Genomic DNA, 24,300 nt, shown 5'->3' on the forward strand with positions numbered 1-24,300 from the left:
AGCGGCGCCGGCCTGGTTTCGATCCGTTCCGTATTCGTATTCGCTTTCTCGAAAGGACCTCAAATGACTGACATCGTCATCGTTTCCGCAGCCCGTACCGCAGTTGGCAAGTTTGGCGGTTCCCTGGCGAAGATCCCGGCACCGGAACTCGGCGCCATCGTGATCAAGGCCGCGCTGGAGCGCGCCGGCGTGAAGCCGGACCAGGTGAGTGAAGTGATCATGGGCCAGGTGTTGACGGCTGGCTCGGGCCAGAACCCGGCACGCCAGGCATCGCGCAAGGCGGGCCTGCCCGACATGGTGCCGGCCATGACCATCAACAAGGTGTGCGGCTCGGGCCTGAAGGCCGTGATGCTGGCTGCCAACGCGATTATGGCTGGCGAAGCGGAAATCGTCGTGGCCGGCGGCATGGAGAACATGAGCGCCGCGCCGCATGTGCTGCCGGGTTCGCGCGACGGTTTCCGCATGGGTGACACCAAGCTGGTCGACACGATGATCGTGGACGGCCTGTGGGACGTCTACAACCAGTACCACATGGGCATCACGGCCGAGAACGTGGCCAAGGAATACGGCATCACGCGTGAGGCGCAGGACGAATTCGCCGTTGCGTCCCAGAACAAGGCGGAAGCCGCCCAGAAGGCGGGCAAGTTCGACGAGGAGATCGTCCCGGTGCTGATTCCGCAGCGCAAGGGGGATCCGGTGGCCTTCAAGACCGACGAGTTCGTGCGCCAGGGCGCAACGCTGGACAACATGTCCGGCCTGAAGCCTGCCTTCGACAAGAACGGCACGGTCACGGCCGCCAACGCGTCGGGCCTGAACGACGGAGCCGCCGCCGTGGTGGTGATGTCGGCTGCCAAGGCACGCGAACTGGGTCTGACCCCGCTGGCGACGATCAAGGCCTACTCCAACGCCGGCGTTGACCCAGCGGTGATGGGCATGGGCCCGGTCCCGGCCAGCAAGCGCTGCCTGTCGCGCGCCGGCTGGGAGGTCAAGGATCTGGACCTGATGGAAATCAACGAGGCATTTGCCGCGCAGGCGCTGGCAGTGCACAAGCAGATGGGCTGGGATCAGTCGAAGATCAACGTCAACGGCGGCGCAATCGCCATCGGCCACCCGATCGGCGCATCGGGCTGCCGCATCCTGGTGACGCTGCTGCACGAGATGAAGCGCCGCGACTCCAAGAAGGGCCTGGCTTCGCTGTGTATCGGCGGCGGCATGGGCGTGGCGCTGGCCGTTGAACGGAACTGAGTGGGCGTCGTGCATTGAGGGGTGTGCCGGTGGCGGGTATCGATGTCGCTGCCGCCGGCTTCAATAACAAAGACCAAGGCTTCGACAGATCGAACGAGCCAACTAGGAGTGGATATGACTCAGCGCATTGCATATGTGACCGGCGGCATGGGCGGTATCGGAACCGCGATTTGCCAGCGACTGGCCCGGGACGGTTTCAAGGTGGTCGCGGGCTGCGGCCCGAATTCGCCGCGCCGCGAGAAGTGGCTTGAACAGCAACGCGCGCTCGGATTCGAATTCGTGGCGTCCGAAGGCAACGTGGCGGACTGGGATTCGACCAAGGCCGCGTTCGACAAGGTCAAGGCCGAAGTGGGCGAAGTTGACGTGCTGATCAACAACGCGGGCATCACGCGTGACGTGGTGTTCCGCAAGATGACGCGCGCCGACTGGGATGCCGTGATCGACACCAACCTGACGTCGCTGTTCAACGTGACCAAGCAGGTCATCGACGGCATGGCTGACCGCGGCTGGGGCCGCATCGTCAATATCTCGTCGGTGAACGGCCAGAAGGGGCAATTCGGGCAGACCAACTACTCGACCGCCAAGGCCGGCCTGCATGGCTTCACGATGGCGCTGGCACAGGAAGTGGCCACCAAGGGCGTGACCGTGAACACGGTGTCGCCGGGCTATATCGCCACGGATATGGTCAAGTCGATTCGCCAGGACGTGCTCGACAAGATCGTGGGCACCATTCCGGTCAAGCGCCTGGGCGCGCCCGAGGAAATCGCCTCGATCTGTGCCTGGCTGGCGTCGGAAGAGTCGGGCTTCTCCACTGGGGCGGACTTCTCGCTGAACGGCGGCCTTCACATGGGCTGACCGAAGCTCGCGCGCCGGATGTGCCGTTGGTGCGGCGCATCCAGCGCGGTGCACAAGTCTGTCCACGAAGCTGTCATCGGCTGGTGCCTCTGGCGGGCGGCGCGTGCGCATCGGTGCGCGCGTACCGCCCGCCTTGCTATTTTCGTGCGGTTTTGCTGCGGGTTTTCCTTAAACCTTGCCGTCTTTCCATAGTGCTTTGTTGAGCATAGAATCAGGGCAACGGCGCAACCGGCACCAAAGTAGAGCGCTTCGGCTGGGTCTGGTCCGGTTGCATCTTGCGCAGTGCACCGCATGCGGTGCAGCAGCAACTAGCGATGGCGCAGCAGCGGATGCCGGAAGACGGCGTCAGCGACGACAAAAGGATAGGGCACCGATGGCCACGAGCAAAAAAGGCGCAGAGCGACTGATCAAGAAATACCCCAATCGCCGGCTCTACGATACGCAGACCAGTACCTACATCACGCTTGCGGACGTGAAGCAGCTGGTCATGGACAACGAGGAATTCAAGGTTGTCGACGCGAAGTCAGGCGAGGAACTCACGCGCAGCATCCTCCTGCAGATCATCCTTGAAGAGGAAACCGGTGGCGTGCCGATGTTCTCGAGCGCAATGCTCTCGCAGATCATCCGTTTCTATGGCCACGCGATGCAGGGCATGATGGGCACCTACCTGGAAAAGAACATCCAGGCGTTCATCGACATCCAGAACAAGCTGGCCGAAAATTCCAAGGGCCTGTACGCGGGCGAGGCGTTCAGCCCGGACATGTGGTCCCAGTTCATGAACCTGCAGGGGCCGATGATGCAGGGCATGATGAGCAACTACATCGAACAGAGCAAGAACCTGTTCGTGCAGATGCAGGAACAGATGCAGAACCAGGCCAAGAGCATGTTCGGCACGTTCCCGTTCAACCAGCCGGACAAGAAGTAAGCGTCAGGCAGGTTTGCGCTTGCCGCGCGGCGCCAGGAAAGTGGCGTCACAACCACGGACTGTTGTGAAAGCGTGGCAGATTTCCACATTCGTGCGGCATTGTCGTTGATGCAGTGAATCGGGCGAGAGGGCATGGTCCAATTGATCATGCCCTGGCTGTTCAGGGTTTCTGACTGGCCATTACCTCTCATCGCCCGATGGAAAACTTCAGACTCCAACCCCAACCGTTTGCATTCGACGTCTACACGCAGCTTGGCCAGGTGCAACGTGACATTGGTTCGCTTACCGCGAACCAGCAGGCCATGGCGGAGCAGCTTCGACAGCACGAAGTGCAAATGCGGGATTCCGAGTCGCGGATCATCCACGCGCTGAACCAGTTCGAGGTTCGCGTTACGGCCAGGATTGACAAGGTAGAGTCCGATCTTTCCGAGCGCATCCAGTCAACCGAGAGCAATCTCTCTACGCTGAGGGACCGCGTCAGCCGGGCATTCTGGGCAACTGCCGGCGGCGGGGTCGTGCTGGGCATGGCCCTGGGCTGGAAGCCGATTCTTGGCAGGGTCGCCAGTTTTCTGGGGGCGTGATGCGGCTTCGGCACAGAATGAGGCCCGCAAACGGATACGCGCGAATATCGCTTGCTCAGGGTAAAATCGCGGTCTTTCATGGCAATGACGGCGCCCGGCAGGCTCGCCGGATGCCCTTAGCCCAGCGCGGCGCGCCACCGGGGACGGTCGGACGCGTCCAGATCCCCATACTTGCGGTGCCCCATGTCGTCTGAAACCAATCTGTCCAATCCGCCGAAAGTCGGCTTTGTGTCACTCGGCTGTCCGAAGGCCCTGGTCGACTCCGAGCAGATCATTACCCAGCTCCGCGCCGAGGGGTATTCGATCAGCGGCACGTATGACGGCGCCGACCTCGTGGTCGTCAATACTTGCGGCTTTATAGACGAGGCCGTGCAGGAAAGCCTGGACGCCATCGGCGAGGCGCTGACCGAAAACGGCAAGGTAATCGTGACCGGATGCCTGGGCGCCAAGAAGGATGCGGCGGGGCACGACATCGTGACTTCGGTTCACCCGAAGGTGCTGGCCGTGACCGGGCCGCACGCGCTCGGTGAAGTGATGCAGGCTGTGCACACACACCTGCCCAAGCCGCATGACCCGTTTACCGATCTGGTTCCTGCCGCCGGCATCAAGCTGACGCCGAAGCACTATGCCTACCTGAAGATTTCGGAAGGGTGCAACCACCGCTGCTCGTTCTGCATCATCCCGTCGATGCGTGGGGACCTCGTCTCGCGCCCGGTGGCGGAGGTCATGCTCGAGGCCGAGAACCTGTTCAAGTCCGGCGTCAAGGAACTGCTCGTGATCTCGCAGGACACCAGCGCCTATGGTGTGGACGTCAAGTACCGCACAGGCTTCTGGAACGGGCGCCCGCTCAAGACGCGCATGACCGAGCTGGTGGCAGCGCTGGGCGAACTGGCCAGCCAGTACGGCGCATGGGTGCGCCTGCACTATGTCTACCCGTATCCGCACGTGGACGAGATCATCCCGTTGATGAACCAGGGCAACGTGCTGCCGTATCTGGATGTGCCGCTGCAACACGCGCACCCGGATGTGCTCAAGCGCATGAAGCGTCCTGCCAATGCCGAGAAGACGCTCGACCGCATTCGCGCGTGGCGCGAAGTCTGCCCCGAGCTGACAATCCGCAGCACCTTCATTGCCGGTTTCCCGGGTGAGACTGAAGAGGAGTTCCAGACGCTGCTGGACTTCATCGCCGAAGCCGAGCTTGACCGCGTCGGCTGCTTCGCCTATTCCCCGGTGGAAGGGGCTACGGCCAACGACTTGCCTGGCGCGCTGCCCGACGAAGTACGCGAAGAGCGCCGTGCCCGTTTCATGGAAGTGGCAGAGGAAGTGTCCGCGCGACGCCTGCAACGCAAGGTGGGCCAGACGCTGCGCGTGCTTGTGGACGAAATCAATCAGGATGGCGGCATTGGCCGGTCGTCGGCCGATGCACCGGAAATTGACGGGCTGGTCTATATCGATCCCGCCGCAAAGCCGTCGCAGCGTTACAAGACCGGCGATTTCGTCAATGTGAAGATTACTGGCGCCGATGGCCATGATCTCTGGGGTGAAGTGGCGTAAGCCGTACTTGTTCGGGCAATTAGGTAAAAATACGTAAAAGTACGGTCGTTCGTTTCCCCGGGGTCGGGTCTATACTGTGCACCGCAACATGAACGCATGGAGACAAGACATGACGCGTGAAGTAGTAGTTGTCAGCGGTGTGCGCACCGCCATCGGTACCTTCGGCGGTAGCCTGAAGGATCTGGCCCCGACGGAACTGGGTGCGCTGGTAGTGCGCGAGGCGCTCGCGCGCGCTGGCGTATCGGGCGACGACGTGGGTCACGTGGTGTTCGGCAACGTGATTCAGACCGAACCCAAGGATATGTACATGGGCCGCGTGGCGGCCGTGAACGGCGGCGTATCGATCAACGCCCCGGCGCTGACCGTCAACCGTCTGTGCGGCTCGGGCCTGCAGGCGGTCATCAGCGCGTCGCAGTCGATTCTGCTCGGCGATACCAATGTGGCAATTGGCGGCGGCGCGGAAAGCATGAGCCGCGCGCCGTACCTGGCGCCGATGGCGCGCTGGGGCGCGCGCATGGGCGATGCCAAGCTGATCGACATGATGCTCGGTGCGCTGCACGACCCGTTCCACACGATCCACATGGGCGTGACGGCGGAGAACGTCGCCAAGGAATACGACATCTCGCGCCAGCAGCAGGACGAAGCCGCGCTGGAATCGCATCGCCGCGCTTCCGCCGCCATCAAGGCCGGCTACTTCAAGGACCAGATCGTTCCGGTCACGCTGAAGTCGCGCAAGGGTGACGTCGTGTTCGATACCGATGAGCACGTGCGCCACGACGCCACGATGGACGACATGACCAAGCTCAAGCCGGTATTCATCAAGGAGAACGGCACGGTCACCGCTGGCAACGCCTCGGGCCTCAACGACGCCGCTGCGGCCCTGGTGCTGATGGAGCGTGCCGAAGCCGAGCGCCGTGGCCTGAAGCCGCTGGCACGCCTGGTGTCGTACGGTCACGCAGGTGTCGATCCCAAGACGATGGGTATTGGTCCGGTCCCCGCAACGAAGATTGCGCTGGAACGTGCCGGCCTGTCGGTCAAGGATCTCGACGTGATCGAGGCCAACGAGGCGTTTGCCGCGCAAGCCTGTGCGGTGACCAAGGCGCTGGGCCTGGATCCGGCAAAGGTCAACGCGAACGGTTCGGGCATTTCGCTGGGCCACCCGATCGGCGCCACCGGCGCGCTCATCACCGTCAAGGCCGTGCACGAACTGCAACGCGTGCAGGGCCGTTACGCACTGGTGACGATGTGCATCGGCGGTGGCCAGGGCATTGCGGCGATCTTCGAGCGTGTTTAAAGTCTCGGGCGTTAATCCCGCCTGAGGTAATCCGCCTTGTTCCGTCCTGTCCTGCTGTGCCTGATGATCACCGCGACGCTGTCGCTTCCGTTCGCCGCTCGCGCGGCTGACGGAACGGCAGACGGTACAGCGCTGACGACAGGCCCGGCGGCGGACGGGCAAGACGGCGCCTTGGGCATCAACGAGGCGATTCGCGCCGGTGAGGCCAGGCGCGGCGCCTCGTTGTCCACCGGACCTGTTGGCCCATTGGCGCCACGTCCTGAATACGCGAAGTATCCGGTCTACACCGGAACGATTGGCGACAAGCCCGTGCGGCTTCGCGTGGCTCCCAAGACCGATACGCGCGACAGCCTGCAAGGCGAGTACACGATCGGCGATGCCAAGGGCGTACGGCTGCTATCCGGCGAGTGGGAGAATGGCAGCTTCCTGATGGAAGAATCCGATGACGGCACGCGTGTGTCCGGCAATTGGGAAGGGCAGATCGATCAGCAAGGCGCGGTGCAGGGCACCTGGACTGACGCAGTCCACCCGGACATCGTCCTGCCGTTCCATATTCGGCCGCTCGGAGGCAACCTGGTGATTCCACCGTTCGATATGCGCCCGGCCAGCGGCGTAACCTCCGCCCCGCCTCCGCCCAGATCGTCGATTACGACCGACAAGCCTCGATAGGCTCAAACCGCCACGCGTAGCGTGGCTGTGCTGGCATTTGCTGGTAAGCTCGAACGCCTGATTCGACTTTTCCAGGGAAATCGCCGTGTCCGCATCCGACTCCTCCCGTTATATCAAGACCATTGCGGTCCAGCCCGACCTGGACATTGCGCCGGGCTTCGATTCATTCTCCACGCCGACGTACCGCGGCTCCACAGTCGTCTTCCAGAATCTTGCCGAACTGCGCGCTTATGGCGACCGCAGCAAGACCTACTGGCGCTATGGCCTGCACGCCACACCCACCAGCGAAGCGCTTTGCCAGCAACTGGCCCAGATCGAAGGCGGACGTCACACGCTGCTGCTGCCGTCGGGCCTCGGCGCCATTTCGCTGGTCTACTTCGCGCTGCTGCGCACCGGGGACGACGTGCTCGTGCCCGAAAACGTCTACGGCCCCAATCGAGACCATGGGGATTGGATGGCGCGCGAGTTCGGCGTGACCGTGCGCCCGTACCATCCGTCCGTTGGCGCTGGCATTGCATCGATGATCCAGCCGAACACGCGTTTGATCTGGATGGAGTCGCCGGGCTCGGTCACGATGGAGGTGCCCGATACCGAGGCCATCGTCGCCGCTGCAAAAGCACGTGGCGTACTCACGGCCATCGACAACACGTGGTCGGCCGGCGTCTACTTCCGGCCGTTCGAGAAGGGTATCGACATCTCCGTGCAGGCGCTGACCAAGTACCAGTCCGGCGGTAGCGATGTGCTGATGGGTGCGGTGATCACGCGGGAGGACAAGCTCCATGACCGTCTCAAGCGCACGCGCATGCTGATGGGCTGGGGCGTCTCCGCCGACGATTGCTACCTGGTGCTGCGGGGTCTGTCGAGCATGCCCGTGCGGCTGGCCGCGCACGACCGCGCCGCGCGGGAGGTTGCCGAATGGCTGACCAAGCGGCCGGAGGTCTCGCGCGTGTTGCATCCCGCGTTGCCCGATTGTCCGGGGCACGCCGAATGGCGGCGCGACTTCACCGGCGCAAGCGGCCTGTTCTCGATCATCCTGCACAGCCGCTACACACGCGAGCAGGTCGATGCGTTCGTCGAGGCACTGAAGCTGTTTGCGATTGGCTGGTCATGGGGCGGCGCAAATAGCCTGGCTGTGCCGTACCACGTCGACACGATGCGCCCGGCCGGCACCTGGCCGCCCGCCGGCTGGGAAAATGCCGGCGAGCTGGTGCGTCTGTATATCGGCCTGGAGGATACGCGCGACCTGATCGGCGATCTGAAGCAGGCGATGGAAGACAAGCTTCGCTAGAGCGACGCGGGATTGCGCCTGTCTTCCGTTTGCGGAAGAGGGGGCTGGAGAGTCTGGGCGCTGCGCAGTGCCCAGACCGATTCCACAGGCCCGCCGCGTGCCCGGCGCTGTGTTGCGCGTGCGAGCGCGGCAAAGCCCGCGGCCAGCGCAATCGCGCCGATGTCGAACCCCGCCACGGCCCAGCGGCCGTTGAGCGCGGCGACGAACAGGTGGTCGCCGGTCAGGATGCCATTTGCCAACGGCACGCCCAGCGCGGCGAGCGCGGCGACCCAAAGCAGTTCAATCGCAGCCCGCGCTGGATGGCGTACCAGCGCCCAGGCAATGCAGGCGGCGAACGCCGGCCAGAACACCCGGCTGACAGCCTGATCGGGCCATAGCAGCGCGGCCGGGAAGCACAGCGCCACGCCGATGCAGGTGCCGATGCACACCCCAACCGTGGCCTGCGCGAGCAGCCGATGCACACGCGGCTGCTCGGCCTGGCGCGTCCTGCGGCGCGTTTCGATCCACAGAAGATTGCCCGAATAGAACAGGAACGCGCCAGCCAACCCGGCCAGCAGGTAGACCATCCGCATGGCCAGGTCGCCATAGGTGCCGTAGTGAAGCGCGAACATCGCGCTGTAGAGCATATGGTTCGTGTCGCGTGCGCCGGCGGTCTGGTTGGCGATCAGCTTGCCGGCATCGGGCGCGTTTGCCGCGGCGTGTATGCCCACCGCTCCGCCATTGCCCAGCGCACGCGTACTGTCGCCGCGCACTTCGGCCACGGCATTGGCATCGCCGTAGCGTTGAAAGCGGATTGCCTCTGGCGTGAAGCGCTCGCCGCCATGCTCGCGGGCGATGGCCAGCAATGCGGCAGCCGGCATCGTGGGCGAAGCACGGCCAGCCGCGCTGACCTCGGGCGTGGCGCCGAACACGCGGGGCACCACTTCCATCAGCCTGCCGTCGAACGTCAGCGCGTTGAACACCATCACCATGATCAGCGACAGGCAGAAAAACGCCCCGGTGATCGCAAAGATCAGGTGGAACGGCAGGCTGAACAGGCCCAGCACGTTGTGCGTGTCCATCCAGAACCGCTTGAGGTTGCGGCCCGGGCGCACCGCGAACAGGTCCTTTTTCAGGCGCGGCAGATGCAGCAGCACGCCTGATACCAGCGCAAGGCCGTACAGCACGGAGATCGCGCCCATGAAGTACATGCCGTTTATCCCCAAACCGAGCGAGTAGTGCAGCGCGTTCAGAAAGGCCGACAACTCGCCGGTTACGTGATCGAGCGACGTATCGTTCCGGGCCGCGGGATCTCCGTCCAGCCGCGTACCGTTCATCGTCTGCCATGCGCCGGCCTTGTCCTGCCAGTAAGCGTTGAAGTCCGGTTCCTCGCGGGTCGGCAGGCTTACGTAGACGCTGCCGGCGGCATCCGGATGCGCGGCAACCAGCTTCTGCACGAATGCGTCGATGGCGGGACCATCGACCTGCACATCGGTGGCGTGCCTGCCCTCCAGGCGCGCCGGGTTCTGCCAGACGTGCAGTTCATGGTGAAACACGGTGATGGCACCGGCAAAGAACGCGATAAACAGCGCCCAGCCCGCCATCAGGCCAACCCAGGTATGGAGCGTGTTGAACGCACGCAAGGTGTTGGGTTTCATCGAGTGTCCTGGCTAATCCTGAATGGTCTTACGCGCCCGTGAGCGTCGATGCCGGCGGTATGGCGTGCATCAGCCGCGCGATCCAGAGCACGCCGAAGCCGGCCAGGTTGGCGGCAAGCAGCCACAGCCAGGCCGCGCGGCTGCTGGAGAACAGCAGGCTCAGACTGATGATTGCCACCCAGAGCACGAAGCTCAGCATCAGCGCGGCAACGATCCCGCGCTCCCAGCCTCCGGGCAGCCAGAGCACGCCGAGCGTGCACAGCACGATCGCCAGCGGCAGTCCGAGCAGCGTGCCCGCAAGCCATCTGGTGCCTATCACGGCAGGCTCCGTTCAGTTTCAGTCACAGCCAGAATTTCAGCGGGGCGTGCCGCATTGCGCCGTTGCTGCATCCAGACACCGATAAATGGCCAGGCCGACAGGCTGCAGGTCAACGCGACCAGTGCCGCAGCGATGCCAACGGGCCAGCCCTCTGGCACGCTCATCGTCCATGCGCTGCATGCGGCCAGCGCCAGGCCAAGCCAGCCGAGCAGCCGAGGAGAAATCGGTGCGCAGCCAGTGCCGTGGGCGGTGTTGCAAAGTACCTGGTTCGGTGCTGCCAGATAGAGGCAGGCGGCGCCCGCCAGGGCAAGGAGAATGGCTAACGCCTGCATGGGTCGAGCGGCAGTTGGTCGATGAGGATTGGAATAATAATGATTCGTATTTAACTTCGCAAGGAGGCAAGCCCCTCGGGCGGTTCTGGATGATGCAAAAGGGGAGTGATGCAGACGGCGTCCGGCCTTGGCCGGACGCGCAGGGAAGGAGGTGTTCAGTGGCCGCTCAGGGCCCGTTCAATGCGGGAACAGGTTCAGCAGACCGTCCAGCCCCACATGATTGAATGCCACGCTGGCCTGGGCGCGAACCACCGGCTTGGCGCGGAACGCCACGGAGAGGCCGGCCACGGCCATCATCTTCAGGTCGTTCGAGCCATCGCCCATGACGATCGCCTGCGACGGATCGGCACCGATCTGATCGCACACCTCGCGCACGGTACGCGCCTTCACGTCGGCATTGACGATTTCGCCGACCACATTGCCGGTCAGCTTGCCATCGACGATTTCGAGCGTGTTGGCACGCGTGAAGTCGAGTTTCAGGCGCGGCTTGAGCTTGTCCGTGAAGTGGACGAAGCCGCCGGAGACCAGCAGCGTGCGCAGGCCCAGTGCCTGGATCGTCTGCAGCATGCGCTCAGCGCCCGGCGAAAGGCGCAGCCGTTCTTCGTAGACGCGGTCGAGCACGCTGGCGTCGAGCCCCTTCAGCAGCGCCACGCGGCGGCGCAGGCTCTCGTTGAAGTCTGTGATCTCGCCGCGCATCGCGGCTTCGGTAATGGCCGACACCTCGGCCTTGAGGCCGCAGAAGTCCGCGATCTCGTCGATGCACTCGATCGTGATCAGGGTCGAGTCCATGTCCATGGCCACGAGCCGGAAATCCGACAGCTTGCGGTCACCTGGCACCACGCCCCAGTCGATGCCGCGCGGCCCGCACGTCGCATCGAGCGCTTCGTGCAGCGCGGGCGTCAGCGGGGCGCTGTCGTCCGCGTACGCCACATTGTCGGCGCGCAGCGTGAACGTGGAGGCGCCGGCAGCGGAGCGGATGGTGTCGAGGTCGGCAGGGGCAAGCGGGGACAGGCTCTGGAGAATCAGCGGCATGGCAGGGTAGACGGGCGATGCGAAGCGCAGCAGTGCAGACGCGCTGGTGTTGCGGGGAAGGCCGTATTGTACCCAACACCCCTGTCGCTCGGGCATGTCGATATAGCCGCCCGATCTTATGCGGATTCCATGCTTGGATCGGCGAAACCATTCGTTCCGTCCCGTTTGCCCCGCCGGTAGCCTTTCTCCCTGACACAAGCCCTGATGCCGCCAAGGCGCGGGGCCTACAACAGCCTGGCGCCGCGCTTGTTGCGCGCCATTTCACGATACCTGACGGGAGCAAGAGAAGATGATTCGCAAACTGGCCATCGGCCTCGCCGTTCTTTCCGTATTCGGCGCCGCTCAGACCGCTTCGGCCAACACCAGCCTGCTGAACGTTTCGTACGATCCGACGCGCGAACTGTATGTGGACGTGAACGCGGCGTTTGCCAAGGCCTACAAGGCGCACGCAGGCGACAGCGTGACGATCCGCCAGTCGCATGGGGGATCGGGCAAGCAGGCCCGCTCGGTGATCGACGGGCTCGATGCCGACGTGGTGACGCTGGCGCTTGGCTACGACATCGACGCAATTGCCGACAAGGGGCTGATCAAGCCCGACTGGCAGAAGCGCCTGCCGCACAACGCGTCGCCGTACACGTCGACGATCGTGTTCCTTGTGCACAAGGGCAACCCGAAGCAGATCAAGGACTGGAACGATCTGATCAAGCCCGGCGTGCAGGTCATCACGCCGAACCCCAAGACCTCGGGCGGCGCGCGCTGGAACTACCTGGCCGCGTGGGGCTACGCGCTGCGCCAGCCGGGCGGCAATGAGGCCCGCGCGAAGGAATTCGTTGGCGCACTGCTCAAGAACGTGCCGGTGCTCGATTCAGGCGCGCGCGGAGCCACCACGACGTTCGTCGAGCGCGGCCTTGGCGATGTGCTGATTGCCTGGGAAAACGAAGCGATCCTGGCCGTCAAGGAACTCGGTCCGGACAAGTTCGACATCGTCGCGCCGTCGGTGTCGATTCTGGCCGAGCCGCCGGTGGCCGTGGTCGACAAGGTCGTCGACAAGAAGGGTACCCGCAAGGCGGCCGAAGCGTACCTGCAGTTCCTCTATACCGACGAAGGCCAGGAGATCGCCGCAAAGAACTACTACCGTCCGATCTCGGAGAAGGTGGCGACGAAGTACGCGGCCAATTTCCCGAAGGTGAAGCTGTTCACGATCGACGAGGTGTTCGGCGGCTGGGCAAAGGCCCAGAAGGCCCACTTCGCCGATGGCGGTTCATTCGACCAGGTCTATCAGCCTGGCAAGCGGTAACAAGTGCGGCCGGGGCGGCCTGTCTGCCCCGGTGCGCCAGTTGAAGGAGCCCATTGATGTCCGCAGTCCTTACGGTGTCATCCCGCATCGCCGCGCGGCGATGTCCCGCCTGACCTGATCCCGATCCAACCCGCGTGCGATACCGCGCGCCTTGTTGCTGCCTTGTTGCTCATAAGGCCGGCAGGGGGCGGTATTGCCTGCCGAAACCCACTGCACCCGAATCTCTGCCATCAAGGACATCTCATGTCATCGCCTATCCAGAACACCCTGCGCCGCCGCCTGCTGGTTGGTGCACTCGTGCTCGCCACCGGTCTTTCCTACGGTCTTCTCGCCAGGCCTGCCAAGGCGCAGTCCCAGACTGTCAATCCGAAGGTCCTGCGCATCGGTTACCAGAAGTACGGCACGCTGACGTTGCTGAAGGCGCGCGGCACGCTGGAAAAGCGTCTGGCGCCTCAGGGCATCTCGGTCAAATGGACCGAGTTCCCGGCCGGGCCGCAGTTGCTGGAAGGGCTCAATGTTGGTGCGATCGATTTTGGAACGGTCGGCGAAGCGCCGCCGATCTTCGCGCAGGCTGCCGGCGCGCAACTTGCCTACATCGGCAACGAGCCGCCCGCGCCAACTGCCGAGGCCATCGTCGTGCCGAAGAACTCCACGATCAAGAGCGTGGCCGATCTGCGCGGCAAGCGCGTGGCGTTGAACAAGGGGTCGAACGTCCACTACCTGCTGGTGCGGCAGCTTGAAAAGGCCGGCGTGGCATATGGCGAGATCCAGCCTGTCTACCTGGCGCCCGCCGATGCGCGTGCCGCGTTCGAGCGCGGCGCCGTCGATGCATGGGTGATCTGGGACCCGTTCCTGGCCGCCGCCGAAAAACAGCTGGAGGCCCGCGTGCTGGCCGATGGCCGTGGCGCCGACGGCAAGAACATCGTCAGCAATCACCAGTTCTACCTGGCGTCGCGTCCTTATGCGCAAGCGCGTCCGGACGTGGTGGCGGCGATCCTCGACGAACTCGCGCAACTGGGCCAGTGGGCCGACAAGCATCCGAAGGACGCGGCCACCGTGCTGGTCAAGGAGACCGCGCTCGATGCCGGCGTGCTTGACCTGGCCGTGTCGCGCTTCTCGTACGGCGCGAAGCCGGTGGCCCCCGAGGTGCTGGCCGAGCAGCAACGCATTGCCGACACCTTCCACACGCTCAAGCTGATTCCAAAGCCGATCAGGGTGGCAGACGCTGCGTGGCAGGCCCCAGCCACACAGCAGGCACAGCGCTGATTCCCGCAAACACGTTCGAGCAAATGCAAACACGAGGCACGACATGCAAGTCTTCTGGTTCATTCCTACCCATGGCGACAGCCGCTACCTCGGCACCTCCGAAGGCGCGCGCGAGGTCAGCTTCGACTATCTGAAGCAGGTCGCCGTAGCGGCCGATACGCTTGGCTACGAAGGCGTGCTGATTCCAACGGGCCGCTCGTGCGAAGACCCATGGGTGACCGCGTCGGCGCTGGCGGCGGTCACGCGCAATCTCAGGTTCCTGGTGGCCGTGCGGCCGGGTTTGATGACGCCAACGCTGGCCGCGCGCATGGCGGCCACGTTCGACCGTGTCTCAAACGGCCGGCTGCTCGTGAACCTGGTGACCGGCGGCGACGAGGCGGAGCTTGAAGGCGATGGCCTGTTCCTTGACCACGCCGAGCGCTACGAAGCATCGGCAGAGTTCATTCGTGTGTGGCGCGATGTGCTGGCCGCCAGCCATGACGGTGGCCAGATCACCTTCAAGGGCAAGCACATCAGCGTCAACGGTGCGCGCGTGCTGTATCCGTCCGTGCAGCGGCCGCATCCGCCCGTGTACTTTGGCGGCTCTTCGGAGGCGGCGCACGACCTTGCCGCCGAGCAGGTGGAAACGTACCTGACCTGGGGCGAACCGCCTGCCGAGGTTGCCAGGAAGATCGCCGACGTGCGTGCGCGCGCCGCAAAGCACGGCCGCACGGTTCGCTTCGGCATCCGCCTGCATGTGATCGTCCGCGAGACTGACGCGGCGGCGTGGGCAGCCGCCGATGACCTGATCAGCAGGCTCGATGACGACACCGTGGCACGTGCGCAGGCGGTGTTTGCAAAGATGGACTCCGAAGGCCAGCGGCGTATGGCGGCACTGCATGCGGGCGGCACGCGCCGCACGCGCGAGACGCTGGAAATCAGTCCGAACCTGTGGGCCGGCGTCGGCCTTGTGCGCGGCGGCGCTGGCACCGCGCTGGTCGGGAACCCGCAGGCTGTGGCCGCACGTATCGAGGAATACGCGGCGCTCGGCATCGACACGTTCATCTTCTCGGGCTATCCGCATCTGGAGGAGGCATACCGATTCGCCGAACTGGTGTTCCCGCTGCTGCCGCGCTCGACGCGGGAGAAACTGCGCGGGCAGGTGTTGTCGGGCCCGTTTGGCGAAGTGATGGCCACGGGCATCGTGCCGCGTGCGTCGCAGAGTTGAGGGAGCGGCCATCATGACCGTTTCCGCATCGATTGCGCTGCGCCGGATTGACTGGCGCGGCACCGCACGCGCGATTGCGCCGTGGATTGTTCCGGTACTGCTGGTTGCGGTGTGGCAGTCGGCATCGCAACTCGGCTGGCTTTCGAATCGTGTGCTGCCGGCACCGTTGGCCGTGGTGGAGGCCGCGTGGACGCTGGCAGTGTCGGGCGAACTGTGGAAGCACGTTTGGATCAGCACGTGGCGTGCGCTGGTTGGGCTGGCGGTTGGCGGCGGGCTCGGGCTGGTGCTCGGACTGCTGACCGGCACGTTTCGCGCCGCTGCCACGCTGCTCGACAGCACGCTTCAGATGGTGCGCAACATCCCGCCGCTGGCGCTGATTCCGCTGGTGATCCTGTGGTTCGGCATCGACGAAACGGCCAAGCTGTTCCTCGTGGCGCTAGGCGTGTTCTTTCCGGTCTACCTGAACACGTTCCACGGCATCCGCGCGGTCGATCCCGGGCTGGTTGAGATGGCGCGCAGCTACGGCCTGTCGGGCTGGCGGCTGTATCGCGAGGTGATCCTGCCGGGCGCGCTGCCGGGCATCCTGGTCGGGCTGCGGTTCTCGCTGGGACTGATGTGGGTGATCCTGATCGTTGCGGAGACGATCTCGGCGCAGTCTGGTATCGGCTACATGACGATGAACGCGCGCGAGTTCCTGCAGACCGATGTGGTGCTCGTGGGCATCCTGCTTTACGCGCTGCTTGGCAAGCTGGCTGACGTGCTGTCCCACGCGCTGGAGCGCCACTGGCTGCGCTGGCATCCCGGCTATCTATCGGCCTGAATATCGGCCTGAATATCGGCCTGAATTCACGCAAAGGAGATTGCGATGATGCAGACATATCCGGTTGAGCGGGCCGCGCTGGCCTGGCTTGAGGCGAATCTTGCACGCCGCGACGCATCGGACCGCGTTGCGCGAACCTCGCCCGGCGTGGGCGGCATCGCGCTGCATCTGGCGCAGGTGGTCAAGCGCTACAACGGGCGCGAGGTGCTGCACGGCATTGAACTGCACGCGGCGCCTGGCGAGTTCGTGGCGATCGTCGGCCGCAGCGGCTGCGGCAAGAGCACGCTGCTGCGGCTGGTGGCCGGACTGGAAGCCGCGGACGGCGGCGCCGTCACACTGGACGATCCGCGCGATCAGCACGATCAGCACGACAAGCCGGGCGGCGCACAGTTGCAAAGCATCCGCGTGATGTTCCAGGATGCGCGGCTGCTGCCGTGGAAACGCGTGCTCGACAACGTCGCACTCGGCCTGCCGCGCGAGCGCCGGGCCGAGGCTGCGGAAGTGCTCGCGCAGGTGGGGTTGGCCGATCGTGCCAACGAATGGCCTGCGCGGTTATCGGGCGGGCAGCGCCAGCGCGTGGCGTTGGCGCGTGCGCTGGTTCACCATCCGCGCTTGCTGCTGCTCGACGAACCGCTCGGCGCGCTCGATGCGCTTACGCGCATGGAGATGCAGGCATTGATTGAATCGCTGTGGCGCCGGCTCGGCTTTACGGCGCTGCTGGTCACGCATGACGTTTCCGAGGCGATTGCGCTTGCCGATCGTGTGGTGCTCATCGAGGACGGGCGCATCACGCTAGACCAGCGCGTGCCGCTGGCCCGGCCGCGCCAGCGCGGCTCGGCCGCTTTCGCGCAACTTGAGGAAGCGGTGCTGCGTCGTGTGATGCAGCAACAATCTCCAGCAAGTTCGGATGCCGAACTTCCCTTTCCCTCTGCCGAGGAGCTTCTATCATGAGCTTTCAGGCAAGCCACGCGAACCATGCGAACCGAAGCTGAACCCATCATGCACATCGATTCCGCACTCAAACGCTATCTTGAAACGCTACCCGCAGAACCAGTGCCAGGCCGTGAGCTATGGCGCGACGCGAACGGGCAGGTACAGGGCCGGTATTTCAACTGCTCGGTGACCAGCGCGTTCGAACCGCTGGTGACGCTGGCCGATCGCAACGTGGTGGCACACGAAGGGTCCATCCGCACCTACGCGGAGGACGGGGTGGGTCTGGCCGCGTGGAAGCTGTTCGCGATGGCGGCCGACGATACGGCACTCGTGTCGCTGGACCGCCTGTCACGTCTTGTTCACGCGATCAACTACTTTGCGGCAGACGGCGATCACAAGCTCGTGCTCAACGTGCACAACCGCCTGCTGGCCGCCGTTGCGGACGACCACGGCGCCGCGTTCCGCAGGGCCGTGGAGTCGCTGGGGTTGCCGGTCGAACGGTTCGTGATCCAGGTGCCAGCCAGCGCCAATGACGACCTGCCGCTGCTGTTGCACGTTGTCGGCAACTACCGGCGCAATGGCTTTGCCGTGAGCCTGCAGGCCTCCGATCCGGCCGAGGCCGGTGCGCTGATGGCGCACGCGTTGCCCGACTGGCTCAAGCTCGACATGCGCCGCACGTGGACCGATCGGCAATTGTCCGGGCTACGCGCCAGTGCGCAGAGTGCCGGCGTAACGCTGATCGGCCGCCGGCTGCAGAACGATGAAGCGGTCGAGCGCCTGCAGAACGCGGGCATCGCGCTGGGGCAGGGCAAGGTGATCGCCGAGGGTCCGATATCGGCACGCCACTTGCGCGGGCGCCCGGCATCGGCTCGGTCGGTATCAGCATAGTCAGCACCAAGACAACACAGACAGGAGGGGGCATGACGATATCGAAGGCGCCGGGTGTGGCATCCCGGCTGGAAGTGCCGCACGGTTTGCAGATTCTGACCGTGCCGGGCCTGCATGGCAGTGGGCCGGCGCACTGGCAGAGCCGCTGGGAATCGCGTTATCCGGACTGGCAGCGTATCGAGCAGCATGACTGGAGCCGCCCAAGCCTGCCGCTGTGGTCGGAGCGCGTGTCCGAAGGCGTCTCGCGTGCGTTGCGCGTCGCGCAGCACGGCGCGGTGCTGGTTGCGCACAGCTTCGGCTGCCTGGCCGTGCTGCGGCAGGCCGCGCTCGATCCGGTGGGCATTGCGGGTGCCATGTTCGTGGCGCCGGCCGATCCGGACAAGTTCGGCGTGGCCACGCTGCTGCCGACCTGGCGGCTGCCGTTTCCGACGATCGTCGTGGCCAGCACCAACGATCCGTGGATGTCACAGCGCACGGCGTTCAGCTGGGGCACGCTGTGGGGCAGTGAGTTGATCGATGCCGGGGCGGCCGGCCATATCAATGCCGATTCCCGCCTTGGGGACTGGCCACAAGGGCAGGATCTGCTCGCCACATTGCTGCAGCGAATCGACTCGAATGGCCGGATTCTGTCCATGGGTGATGGATCCGACATTTGGGAGGCATCAGCCGAAGTGACGCAGGTCTCTCCATATATCTAAATCGTCTAAAGAAATTCGTAAAGATTCGTTCTGTTTATAAGGGCGCATCTGCAAAATTTGTCTCGTTGGCCGGTGCTTTATGCGCCGGTTTCATAAGAAGGCGTCGGAAACGGTGAGCCAGCCCCCGGCGCAAGACCAGACGAGACACGCATGCCTTCCTCGATATCCCTGGCGGACGCGCCCCCGCCGACGGCCAATGCCGCGCAACGGCGTCCAGTCTCAGTCAGCCAGCGCTTCACGGTGCTTCCGGGCTTTGGCCTGTCGCTGGGCTTCACGATCTTCTACCTGACGCTGATCGTCCTGATCCCGCTGTCGGCCACGTTCCTGAAGACCTTCACGATGACGTGGGACGCGTTCCGGACCACGGTCACCAATCCGCGCGTGGTGGCGTCGCTGGAGCTGAGCTTCGGGGCGTCGCTGGTCGCCGCCATCATCAACACGGTGTTCGGCCTGATCGTGGCCTGGGTGCTCGTGCGCTACCGCTTCTTCGGCAAACGGTTCATCGATGCGCTGGTGGACCTGCCGTTCGCGCTCCCCACCGCCGTGGCCGGCATTGCACTGACCGCGCTGTTCGCTGGAAATGGCTGGATCGGCCGCTGGCTGGAGCCGCTGGGCATCAAGGTGGCGTTCACGCCGTTGGGCGTGGTGGTGGCGTTGACGTTTATCGGGCTGCCGTTCGTGGTGCGTACCGTGCAGCCCGTTCTTGAAGACGTCGAGCGCGAACTGGAGGAGGCCGCCGCAAGCCTGGGCGCCTCGCGGCTGCAGACGTTTTTGCGCGTGATCCTGCCGGCCATCCTGCCCGCGCTGCTGACCGGCTTTGCGCTGTCGTTCGCCCGTGCCACGGGCGAGTACGGATCGGTGGTGTTTATCTCGGGAAACATGCCGATGGTCTCGGAGATCGCGCCGCTGATGATCTATTCGAAGCTCGAGCAGTACGACTATGCAGGCGCCACCGCCGTGGCCGTGGTGATGCTCGTGATCTCCTTCGTGCTGCTGTTGCTGATCAACCTGCTGCAGGCCTGGACGCGCCGCCACCAGACCGGTGCCCGCGCCGCCGCGCTGCCCGATGGCAACCCGGAGGCGAACTGACATGGCCGGTGCAATTTCCCGTCTCGGTGCCCAGTCGGCGCATCACCTGCACGACGCCACCGGAGAATCGCCATGGGTGCGCTACGGACTGATCATCGTTGCCGTGCTGTTCCTGGGGCTGTTCCTGTTCATCCCGCTGGCCTCGGTGTTCTATGAGGCGTTGCGCAAGGGCGTGGATACCTACCTGGCCGCGCTGACCGAGCCGGATGCCGTATCGGCCATCCAGCTGACCTTGCTTGTGGCAGCCATCGCCGTGCCGCTCAACGTCGTGTTCGGCGTGGCGGCGGCGTGGGCCATCGCCAAGTTCGATTTCCGCGGCAAGAACCTGCTGATCACGCTGATCGACCTGCCGTTCTCGGTTTCGCCGGTGATCTCGGGCCTGATCTATGTGCTGATGTTCGGCGCGCAGGGGTGGTTCGGCCCGTGGCTGGAAGCGCACGACATCAAGATCATGTTCGCGGTGCCTGGCATCGTGCTGGCAACGATCTTCGTCACGTTCCCGTTCGTGGCGCGCGAGCTGATTCCGCTGATGCAGTCGCAAGGCAGCGAGGAGGAGGAAGCCGCCATCGTGCTGGGCGCGTCCGGCTGGCAGACGTTCTGGCACGTGACGCTGCCGAATATCCGCTGGGGCTTGCTGTACGGCGTGATTCTCTGCAACGCGCGGGCGATGGGCGAGTTTGGCGCGGTGTCGGTGGTGTCGGGCCATATCCGTGGCCTCACCAACACGATGCCGCTGCACGTGGAGATTCTCTACAACGAATACAACTTCGCGGCCGCGTTCGCGGTGGCGTCCCTGCTGACGCTGCTGGCGCTGGTCACGCTTGGTATCAAGACGCTGGTCGAAATTCGCGCCGGCCGGGAACAACTGGAAGGGCAGCCATCATGAGCATTCAGGTCAGGAACGTGCACAAGCGCTTTGGCGATTTCGTCGCGCTGGACGACGTGTCGCTGGATTTCGCCGAGGGCGAACTCACCGCGTTGCTGGGGCCGTCCGGCTGCGGCAAGACCACGTTGCTGCGGATCATCGCGGGCCTGGAGCGCGCCGACGCGGGCCAGGTCGTGCTGGCCGGGCAGGATGCCTCCACCCAGCACGTGCGCCAGCGCAGCGTGGGCTTCGTGTTCCAGCACTACGCGCTGTTCAAGCACATGACCGTGTTTGAGAACGTGGCTTTCGGGCTGCGCGTGAAACCGCGCGGCGAACGGCCATCGGAGGCAACAATCCGCGAGAAGGTGAAGTCGCTGCTTGAACTCGTGCAGCTCGACTGGCTTGGCGACCGCTACCCGACGCAGCTTTCGGGCGGCCAGCGCCAGCGCATTGCACTGGCCCGTGCGCTTGCCGTGGAGCCTCGCGTGCTGCTGCTCGACGAACCGTTCGGCGCACTCGACGCAAAGGTGCGCAAGGAACTGCGCCGCTGGCTGCGCAGGCTGCATGACGAACTGCACGTGACCAGCGTGTTCGTGACGCACGACCAGGAGGAGGCGCTGGAAGTGGCCGACCAGGTGGTGCTGATGAACCGCGGCGGCGTGGAGCAGTTCGGCTCGCCGGAGGCCGTCTACAACCACCCGGCCACGCCGTTCGTATTCGGCTTCCTTGGCAATGTGAACCTGTTCCATGGCCGGCTGGAGGTGGGCGACAGCGGCGGCCTGCTGCACACGGGCGAGGCGGTCTTGCCGGTGGTAGGCAGCGGATTCGAGACGGCAGGCGACGCGGTTGCGTATGTCCGCCCGCACGATCTCGACCTCGAACGCTATGCGCCGGGCACCGACGGCATCGCCGTGACGCTGCGCCGCGCGCTGACGCTGGGCCCGGTGGCTCAGCTCGAACTCGAACGCGAAGACAACCAGGATGTGATCGAGGTGGCGCTGCCGCTCGAACACTTCCGCCATCACGGATTCCGCGAAGGCGAACTGCTGGCGGTGCGTCCGCGGCAGTTGCGCGTATTCAACCAGGGCACCCAGCGCCGGACAACACAAGAACGGGGAGCGGCACAATGAATTTCCAGCAACTGCGATCGATTCGCGAGGCGGTGCGCCGCCAGTTCAATCTCACCGAGGTGGCCAACGCGCTGTACACGTCGCAGCCGGGTGTCTCGCGCCAGATCCGCGAACTGGAGGAGGAGCTTGGCGTCGAGATATTCGAGCGCTACGGCAAGCGGCTGACGGGCCTGACCGAGCCGGGCCGTGAAATCGTCCGGATTGTCGAGCGCCTGCTGCTCGAAGCCGAGAACCTGCGCCAGGCCGGCGACGAGTTTGCCGGACGCCACACAGGCCGCCTGACGGTTGCCACCACCCATACGCAGGCGCGCTACGCACTGCCCAAGGTCGTGCAGAGCTTCCGGCGCGAGTATCCGCATGTAACGCTGGCACTGCAGGAAGCGTCGCCGTCGCATATCGTCGAACTGCTGCTGACCGGGCAGGCCGATATCGGCATCGCCACCGAGGCGGTGGCCAGCGAAGCGGGGCTGACCTCGTTCGAGGCCTATAGCTGGCAGCACGTGATCGTGGTTTCGCCCGACCACCCGCTGACGCGGCTGCCCGAGCCAACGCTGGAGGACATTGCCAATTTCCCGATCATCACCTACGACGCCGGTTTCACGGGCCGCCGCAAGATCGACGGCGCGTTTGCCGAGGCCGGCCTGCAGCCCGAGATCGTGCTGACGGCGATGGATGCCGACGTGATCAAGACCTATGCCGAACTCGATCTTGGCGTGGGCATCGTTGCGTCGATGGCGTATGACGCGCGCAAGGATGCCGGGCTGGTGCGGATCTCCGCCGATCACCTGTTCGAGCCAAACGTGACAAGCGTGGCCGTGCGGCGCGGCGCATATCTGCGCGGCTACGCCCACGCGTTCATCAACATGTTCGCGCCGCACCTGTCGCCCGATACGGTATCCACGACGCTGGCCGAATCCGCGCATCGCCAGGCGCTGGCGGCCTGAGCGGGAGCCTGCAGGGCGACATGGAAGACCCTCACGGCAGGCGCCTCCGTGCGCTTCAGCCGTCGCTTGCGCAGGCCAGTCCGGTCACACAACCTCTCGCGCCATTTGCAGCCAGTTCGTCGCATGGCGCTTGGCGTCCTTGCCCGGTCCGGCGTAAAGTGCCCTTCATCGCGGCGCATGCCGGATTGCCACACCCGGCCCTTCGCGATGCTGCAGTGCATCAAAGATTTGCACGCGGTTCCTGAAGCAAGAGGAGGGAGAGAACATGCGCCTGTCGTGCGCGAGCCCGTCGCGGCTCAATATTCTTTGGCGAGACCTGCTGTTCGTCGTCTGCATGAACACGGTCATCGCCGTCAGCCTCAATTACGGCTTCCGGACCGGCGGCACGTTGCTCCAGAATTTTGTTTACAGCCAGCTGATCGGCCTTTCGATCTGGGTGCTGATCGATATCCCACGCGTCCTGATCTGGTGGAACGACCGCCCGCGCCGCTGGCCGTTCATGTGCCTGGCCGTGGTGGCCGTGCCGATGGGCGTGGTGCTGGGTAGCTGGGCGACGCGCGAATTCCTCGGCCTGCCGGAAAAGTCCGCGGCGGAAACCGGCGACATGCTGCGCATGTGCCTGATCGTCGGCATGCTGGCGTCGGCCAGCATGATCTATTTCTACTGGTCGCGTGAGAAGCTGGCGTACCTGGAACGGCAGGCGGCGCTGGACGCGCTGCAACGCGAGGAAGCCGAGAAGCAACTCGTGCGCGCCCAGTTGATGGCGCTGCAGGCCCAGATCGAACCGCACTTCCTGTTCAACTCGCTGGCCAATCTCGATGGCCTGATCGCCACGGACCAGCGTGCGGCACGCCAGCTCCTGCAGCGGCTGATCGGCTTCCTGCGCATGTCGCTGTCGCACACGCGTGCCGAGCATTGCACGCTGGCGCAGGAGTTCGAACTGCTGCGCAGCTACCTCGACATCCAGGGCATGCGTTTTGGCGCGCGACTGGATTTTGAGATCGACCTCCCGCCGGCGCTGGCGGAGGCAGAAATTCCGCCGATGCTGATTCAACCGCTGGTGGAGAACGCCGTGACGCACGGGATCGAGCCGTGCATGCGCGGCGGCAAGATCATGCTATCCGCACGTGAAGCCGGCGAGGGTAGCCTCCAGGTCATCATTGCCGACACTGGCGTGGGCTTCTGCCGCGCTGGCAAGGGTGGGTCCGGGCTTGGGCTTACGCACGTGCGTGAGCGTCTTGCGCGGATCTTCGGCGCGGCGGCCACGATGCAGATGGAAGAAAATACGCCGCGCGGCGTGGTGGTGCGCCTGACGCTGCCGCTGTTGCGCAGCACCGACCCGACGTTCGTCCCCGTGCGCGCCGCGCCCGAAACGCGGGAAGCGCAGCACGCACCCGCCGGCGGCGTGGCCCCGGCCGTCTCCCGTACCTGA

General features: G+C 64.7%; 24 protein-coding genes. 20 read left to right on the forward strand and 4 right to left on the reverse strand.

Annotated elements, in window-relative coordinates:
- Positions 1-63: 63 nt before the first annotated feature.
- The 8 genes from B552_RS0115425 to B552_RS0115460 all read left to right on the forward strand — a co-directional run bounded on the left by B552_RS0115425 (position 64) and on the right by B552_RS0115460 (position 8,411).
- Positions 64-1,245 carry an acetyl-CoA C-acetyltransferase gene (locus B552_RS0115425; RefSeq protein WP_019449935.1) on the forward strand — a complete coding sequence of 394 codons (1,182 nt, stop codon included), beginning with the start codon at positions 64-66 and terminating at the stop codon, positions 1,243-1,245.
- Between the two features lie 114 nt (positions 1,246-1,359).
- Positions 1,360-2,100: a 3-ketoacyl-ACP reductase gene (locus tag B552_RS0115430; RefSeq protein ID WP_019449936.1), complete on the forward strand. Its 741-nt coding sequence runs from the start codon at positions 1,360-1,362 to the stop codon at positions 2,098-2,100.
- A gap of 373 nt (positions 2,101-2,473) precedes the next feature.
- A complete protein-coding gene (phaR, locus tag B552_RS0115435; protein WP_019449937.1) occupies positions 2,474-3,025 on the forward strand; it encodes a polyhydroxyalkanoate synthesis repressor PhaR in 552 nt (183 codons plus the stop codon).
- A 197-nt stretch (positions 3,026-3,222) separates the two neighbouring features.
- On the forward strand, positions 3,223-3,606 hold the full coding sequence (locus B552_RS27535; protein WP_019449938.1) for a hypothetical protein: 384 nt from the start codon (positions 3,223-3,225) through the stop codon (positions 3,604-3,606).
- A gap of 183 nt (positions 3,607-3,789) precedes the next feature.
- Positions 3,790-5,160, forward strand: coding sequence for a 30S ribosomal protein S12 methylthiotransferase RimO (gene rimO, locus B552_RS0115445; RefSeq protein WP_019449939.1), 1,371 nt, complete (start codon positions 3,790-3,792; stop codon positions 5,158-5,160).
- 109 nt (positions 5,161-5,269) lie between these two features.
- On the forward strand, positions 5,270-6,454 hold the full coding sequence (bktB, locus tag B552_RS0115450) for a beta-ketothiolase BktB (RefSeq protein ID WP_019449940.1): 1,185 nt from the start codon (positions 5,270-5,272) through the stop codon (positions 6,452-6,454).
- Between the two features lie 63 nt (positions 6,455-6,517).
- Positions 6,518-7,123, forward strand: coding sequence for a hypothetical protein (locus B552_RS0115455; RefSeq protein WP_051003569.1), 606 nt, complete (start codon positions 6,518-6,520; stop codon positions 7,121-7,123).
- Between the two features lie 85 nt (positions 7,124-7,208).
- The gene (locus B552_RS0115460; RefSeq protein ID WP_019449942.1) at positions 7,209-8,411 is read left to right on the forward strand and encodes a cystathionine beta-lyase; all 1,203 of its coding nucleotides are present in this window, start codon (positions 7,209-7,211) and stop codon (positions 8,409-8,411) included.
- Here the strand turns inward: B552_RS0115460 and B552_RS0115465 are convergent.
- From B552_RS0115465 to serB, 4 genes are all read right to left on the reverse strand, one after another.
- Positions 8,408-10,048, reverse strand: coding sequence for a PepSY-associated TM helix domain-containing protein (locus B552_RS0115465; protein WP_035879888.1), 1,641 nt, complete (start codon positions 10,046-10,048; stop codon positions 8,408-8,410). The two genes, B552_RS0115460 and B552_RS0115465, sit on opposite strands and share 4 nt — an antisense overlap.
- 28 nt (positions 10,049-10,076) lie before the next feature.
- Complete coding sequence (locus B552_RS0115470) at positions 10,077-10,364, reverse strand: hypothetical protein (protein WP_157160266.1); 288 nt, start codon at positions 10,362-10,364, stop codon at positions 10,077-10,079.
- Entirely contained in the window at positions 10,364-10,699 is a 336-nt protein-coding gene (locus B552_RS0115475; RefSeq protein WP_019449945.1) for a hypothetical protein, read from the reverse strand. The genes B552_RS0115470 and B552_RS0115475 overlap by 1 nt, the downstream gene beginning before the upstream one ends.
- A 177-nt stretch (positions 10,700-10,876) precedes the next feature.
- The gene (gene serB / locus B552_RS0115480; protein ID WP_026035698.1) at positions 10,877-11,731 is read right to left on the reverse strand and encodes a phosphoserine phosphatase SerB; all 855 of its coding nucleotides are present in this window, start codon (positions 11,729-11,731) and stop codon (positions 10,877-10,879) included.
- Between the two features lie 289 nt (positions 11,732-12,020).
- On the opposite strand from serB, the gene B552_RS0115485 reads away from it, so the two are divergent.
- From B552_RS0115485 to B552_RS0115540, 12 genes are all read left to right on the forward strand, one after another.
- Complete coding sequence (locus B552_RS0115485) at positions 12,021-13,028, forward strand: sulfate ABC transporter substrate-binding protein (protein WP_019449947.1); 1,008 nt, start codon at positions 12,021-12,023, stop codon at positions 13,026-13,028.
- A gap of 243 nt (positions 13,029-13,271) precedes the next feature.
- Positions 13,272-14,294 carry a sulfonate ABC transporter substrate-binding protein gene (locus B552_RS0115490; RefSeq protein WP_019449948.1) on the forward strand — a complete coding sequence of 341 codons (1,023 nt, stop codon included), beginning with the start codon at positions 13,272-13,274 and terminating at the stop codon, positions 14,292-14,294.
- A gap of 43 nt (positions 14,295-14,337) precedes the next feature.
- Positions 14,338-15,501 carry an FMNH2-dependent alkanesulfonate monooxygenase gene (gene ssuD, locus B552_RS0115495; RefSeq protein WP_019449949.1) on the forward strand — a complete coding sequence of 388 codons (1,164 nt, stop codon included), beginning with the start codon at positions 14,338-14,340 and terminating at the stop codon, positions 15,499-15,501.
- 13 nt (positions 15,502-15,514) lie between these two features.
- Entirely contained in the window at positions 15,515-16,321 is an 807-nt protein-coding gene (gene ssuC / locus B552_RS0115500) for an aliphatic sulfonate ABC transporter permease SsuC (RefSeq protein ID WP_019449950.1), read from the forward strand.
- Positions 16,322-16,369: 48 nt separating this feature from the next.
- On the forward strand, positions 16,370-17,272 hold the full coding sequence (locus B552_RS0115505) for an ATP-binding cassette domain-containing protein (protein WP_193352193.1): 903 nt from the start codon (positions 16,370-16,372) through the stop codon (positions 17,270-17,272).
- A 48-nt stretch (positions 17,273-17,320) separates the two neighbouring features.
- Entirely contained in the window at positions 17,321-18,142 is an 822-nt protein-coding gene (locus B552_RS0115510) for an EAL domain-containing protein (RefSeq protein WP_035879896.1), read from the forward strand.
- A gap of 32 nt (positions 18,143-18,174) precedes the next feature.
- On the forward strand, positions 18,175-18,840 hold the full coding sequence (locus tag B552_RS0115515) for an alpha/beta hydrolase (protein ID WP_019449953.1): 666 nt from the start codon (positions 18,175-18,177) through the stop codon (positions 18,838-18,840).
- Positions 18,841-18,990: 150 nt separating this feature from the next.
- Positions 18,991-19,929 carry a sulfate ABC transporter permease subunit CysT gene (gene cysT / locus B552_RS0115520; RefSeq protein ID WP_019449954.1) on the forward strand — a complete coding sequence of 313 codons (939 nt, stop codon included), beginning with the start codon at positions 18,991-18,993 and terminating at the stop codon, positions 19,927-19,929.
- 1 nt (position 19,930) lies between these two features.
- Positions 19,931-20,815 (forward strand): sulfate ABC transporter permease subunit CysW, encoded by an 885-nt coding sequence (cysW, locus tag B552_RS0115525; RefSeq protein WP_019449955.1) that lies wholly within the window; start codon positions 19,931-19,933, stop codon positions 20,813-20,815.
- A complete protein-coding gene (locus B552_RS0115530) occupies positions 20,812-21,924 on the forward strand; it encodes a sulfate ABC transporter ATP-binding protein (RefSeq protein ID WP_019449956.1) in 1,113 nt (370 codons plus the stop codon). The genes cysW and B552_RS0115530 overlap by 4 nt, the downstream gene beginning before the upstream one ends.
- On the forward strand, positions 21,921-22,868 hold the full coding sequence (locus B552_RS0115535; RefSeq protein WP_019449957.1) for a CysB family HTH-type transcriptional regulator: 948 nt from the start codon (positions 21,921-21,923) through the stop codon (positions 22,866-22,868). Before B552_RS0115530 ends, B552_RS0115535 begins: the two co-directional genes overlap by 4 nt.
- Positions 22,869-23,133: 265 nt before the next feature.
- Positions 23,134-24,300 carry a sensor histidine kinase gene (locus B552_RS0115540; RefSeq protein WP_019449958.1) on the forward strand — a complete coding sequence of 389 codons (1,167 nt, stop codon included), beginning with the start codon at positions 23,134-23,136 and terminating at the stop codon, positions 24,298-24,300.

The organism is Cupriavidus sp. BIS7 (assembly GCF_000292345.1).
Taxonomy (GTDB): domain Bacteria; phylum Pseudomonadota; class Gammaproteobacteria; order Burkholderiales; family Burkholderiaceae; genus Cupriavidus.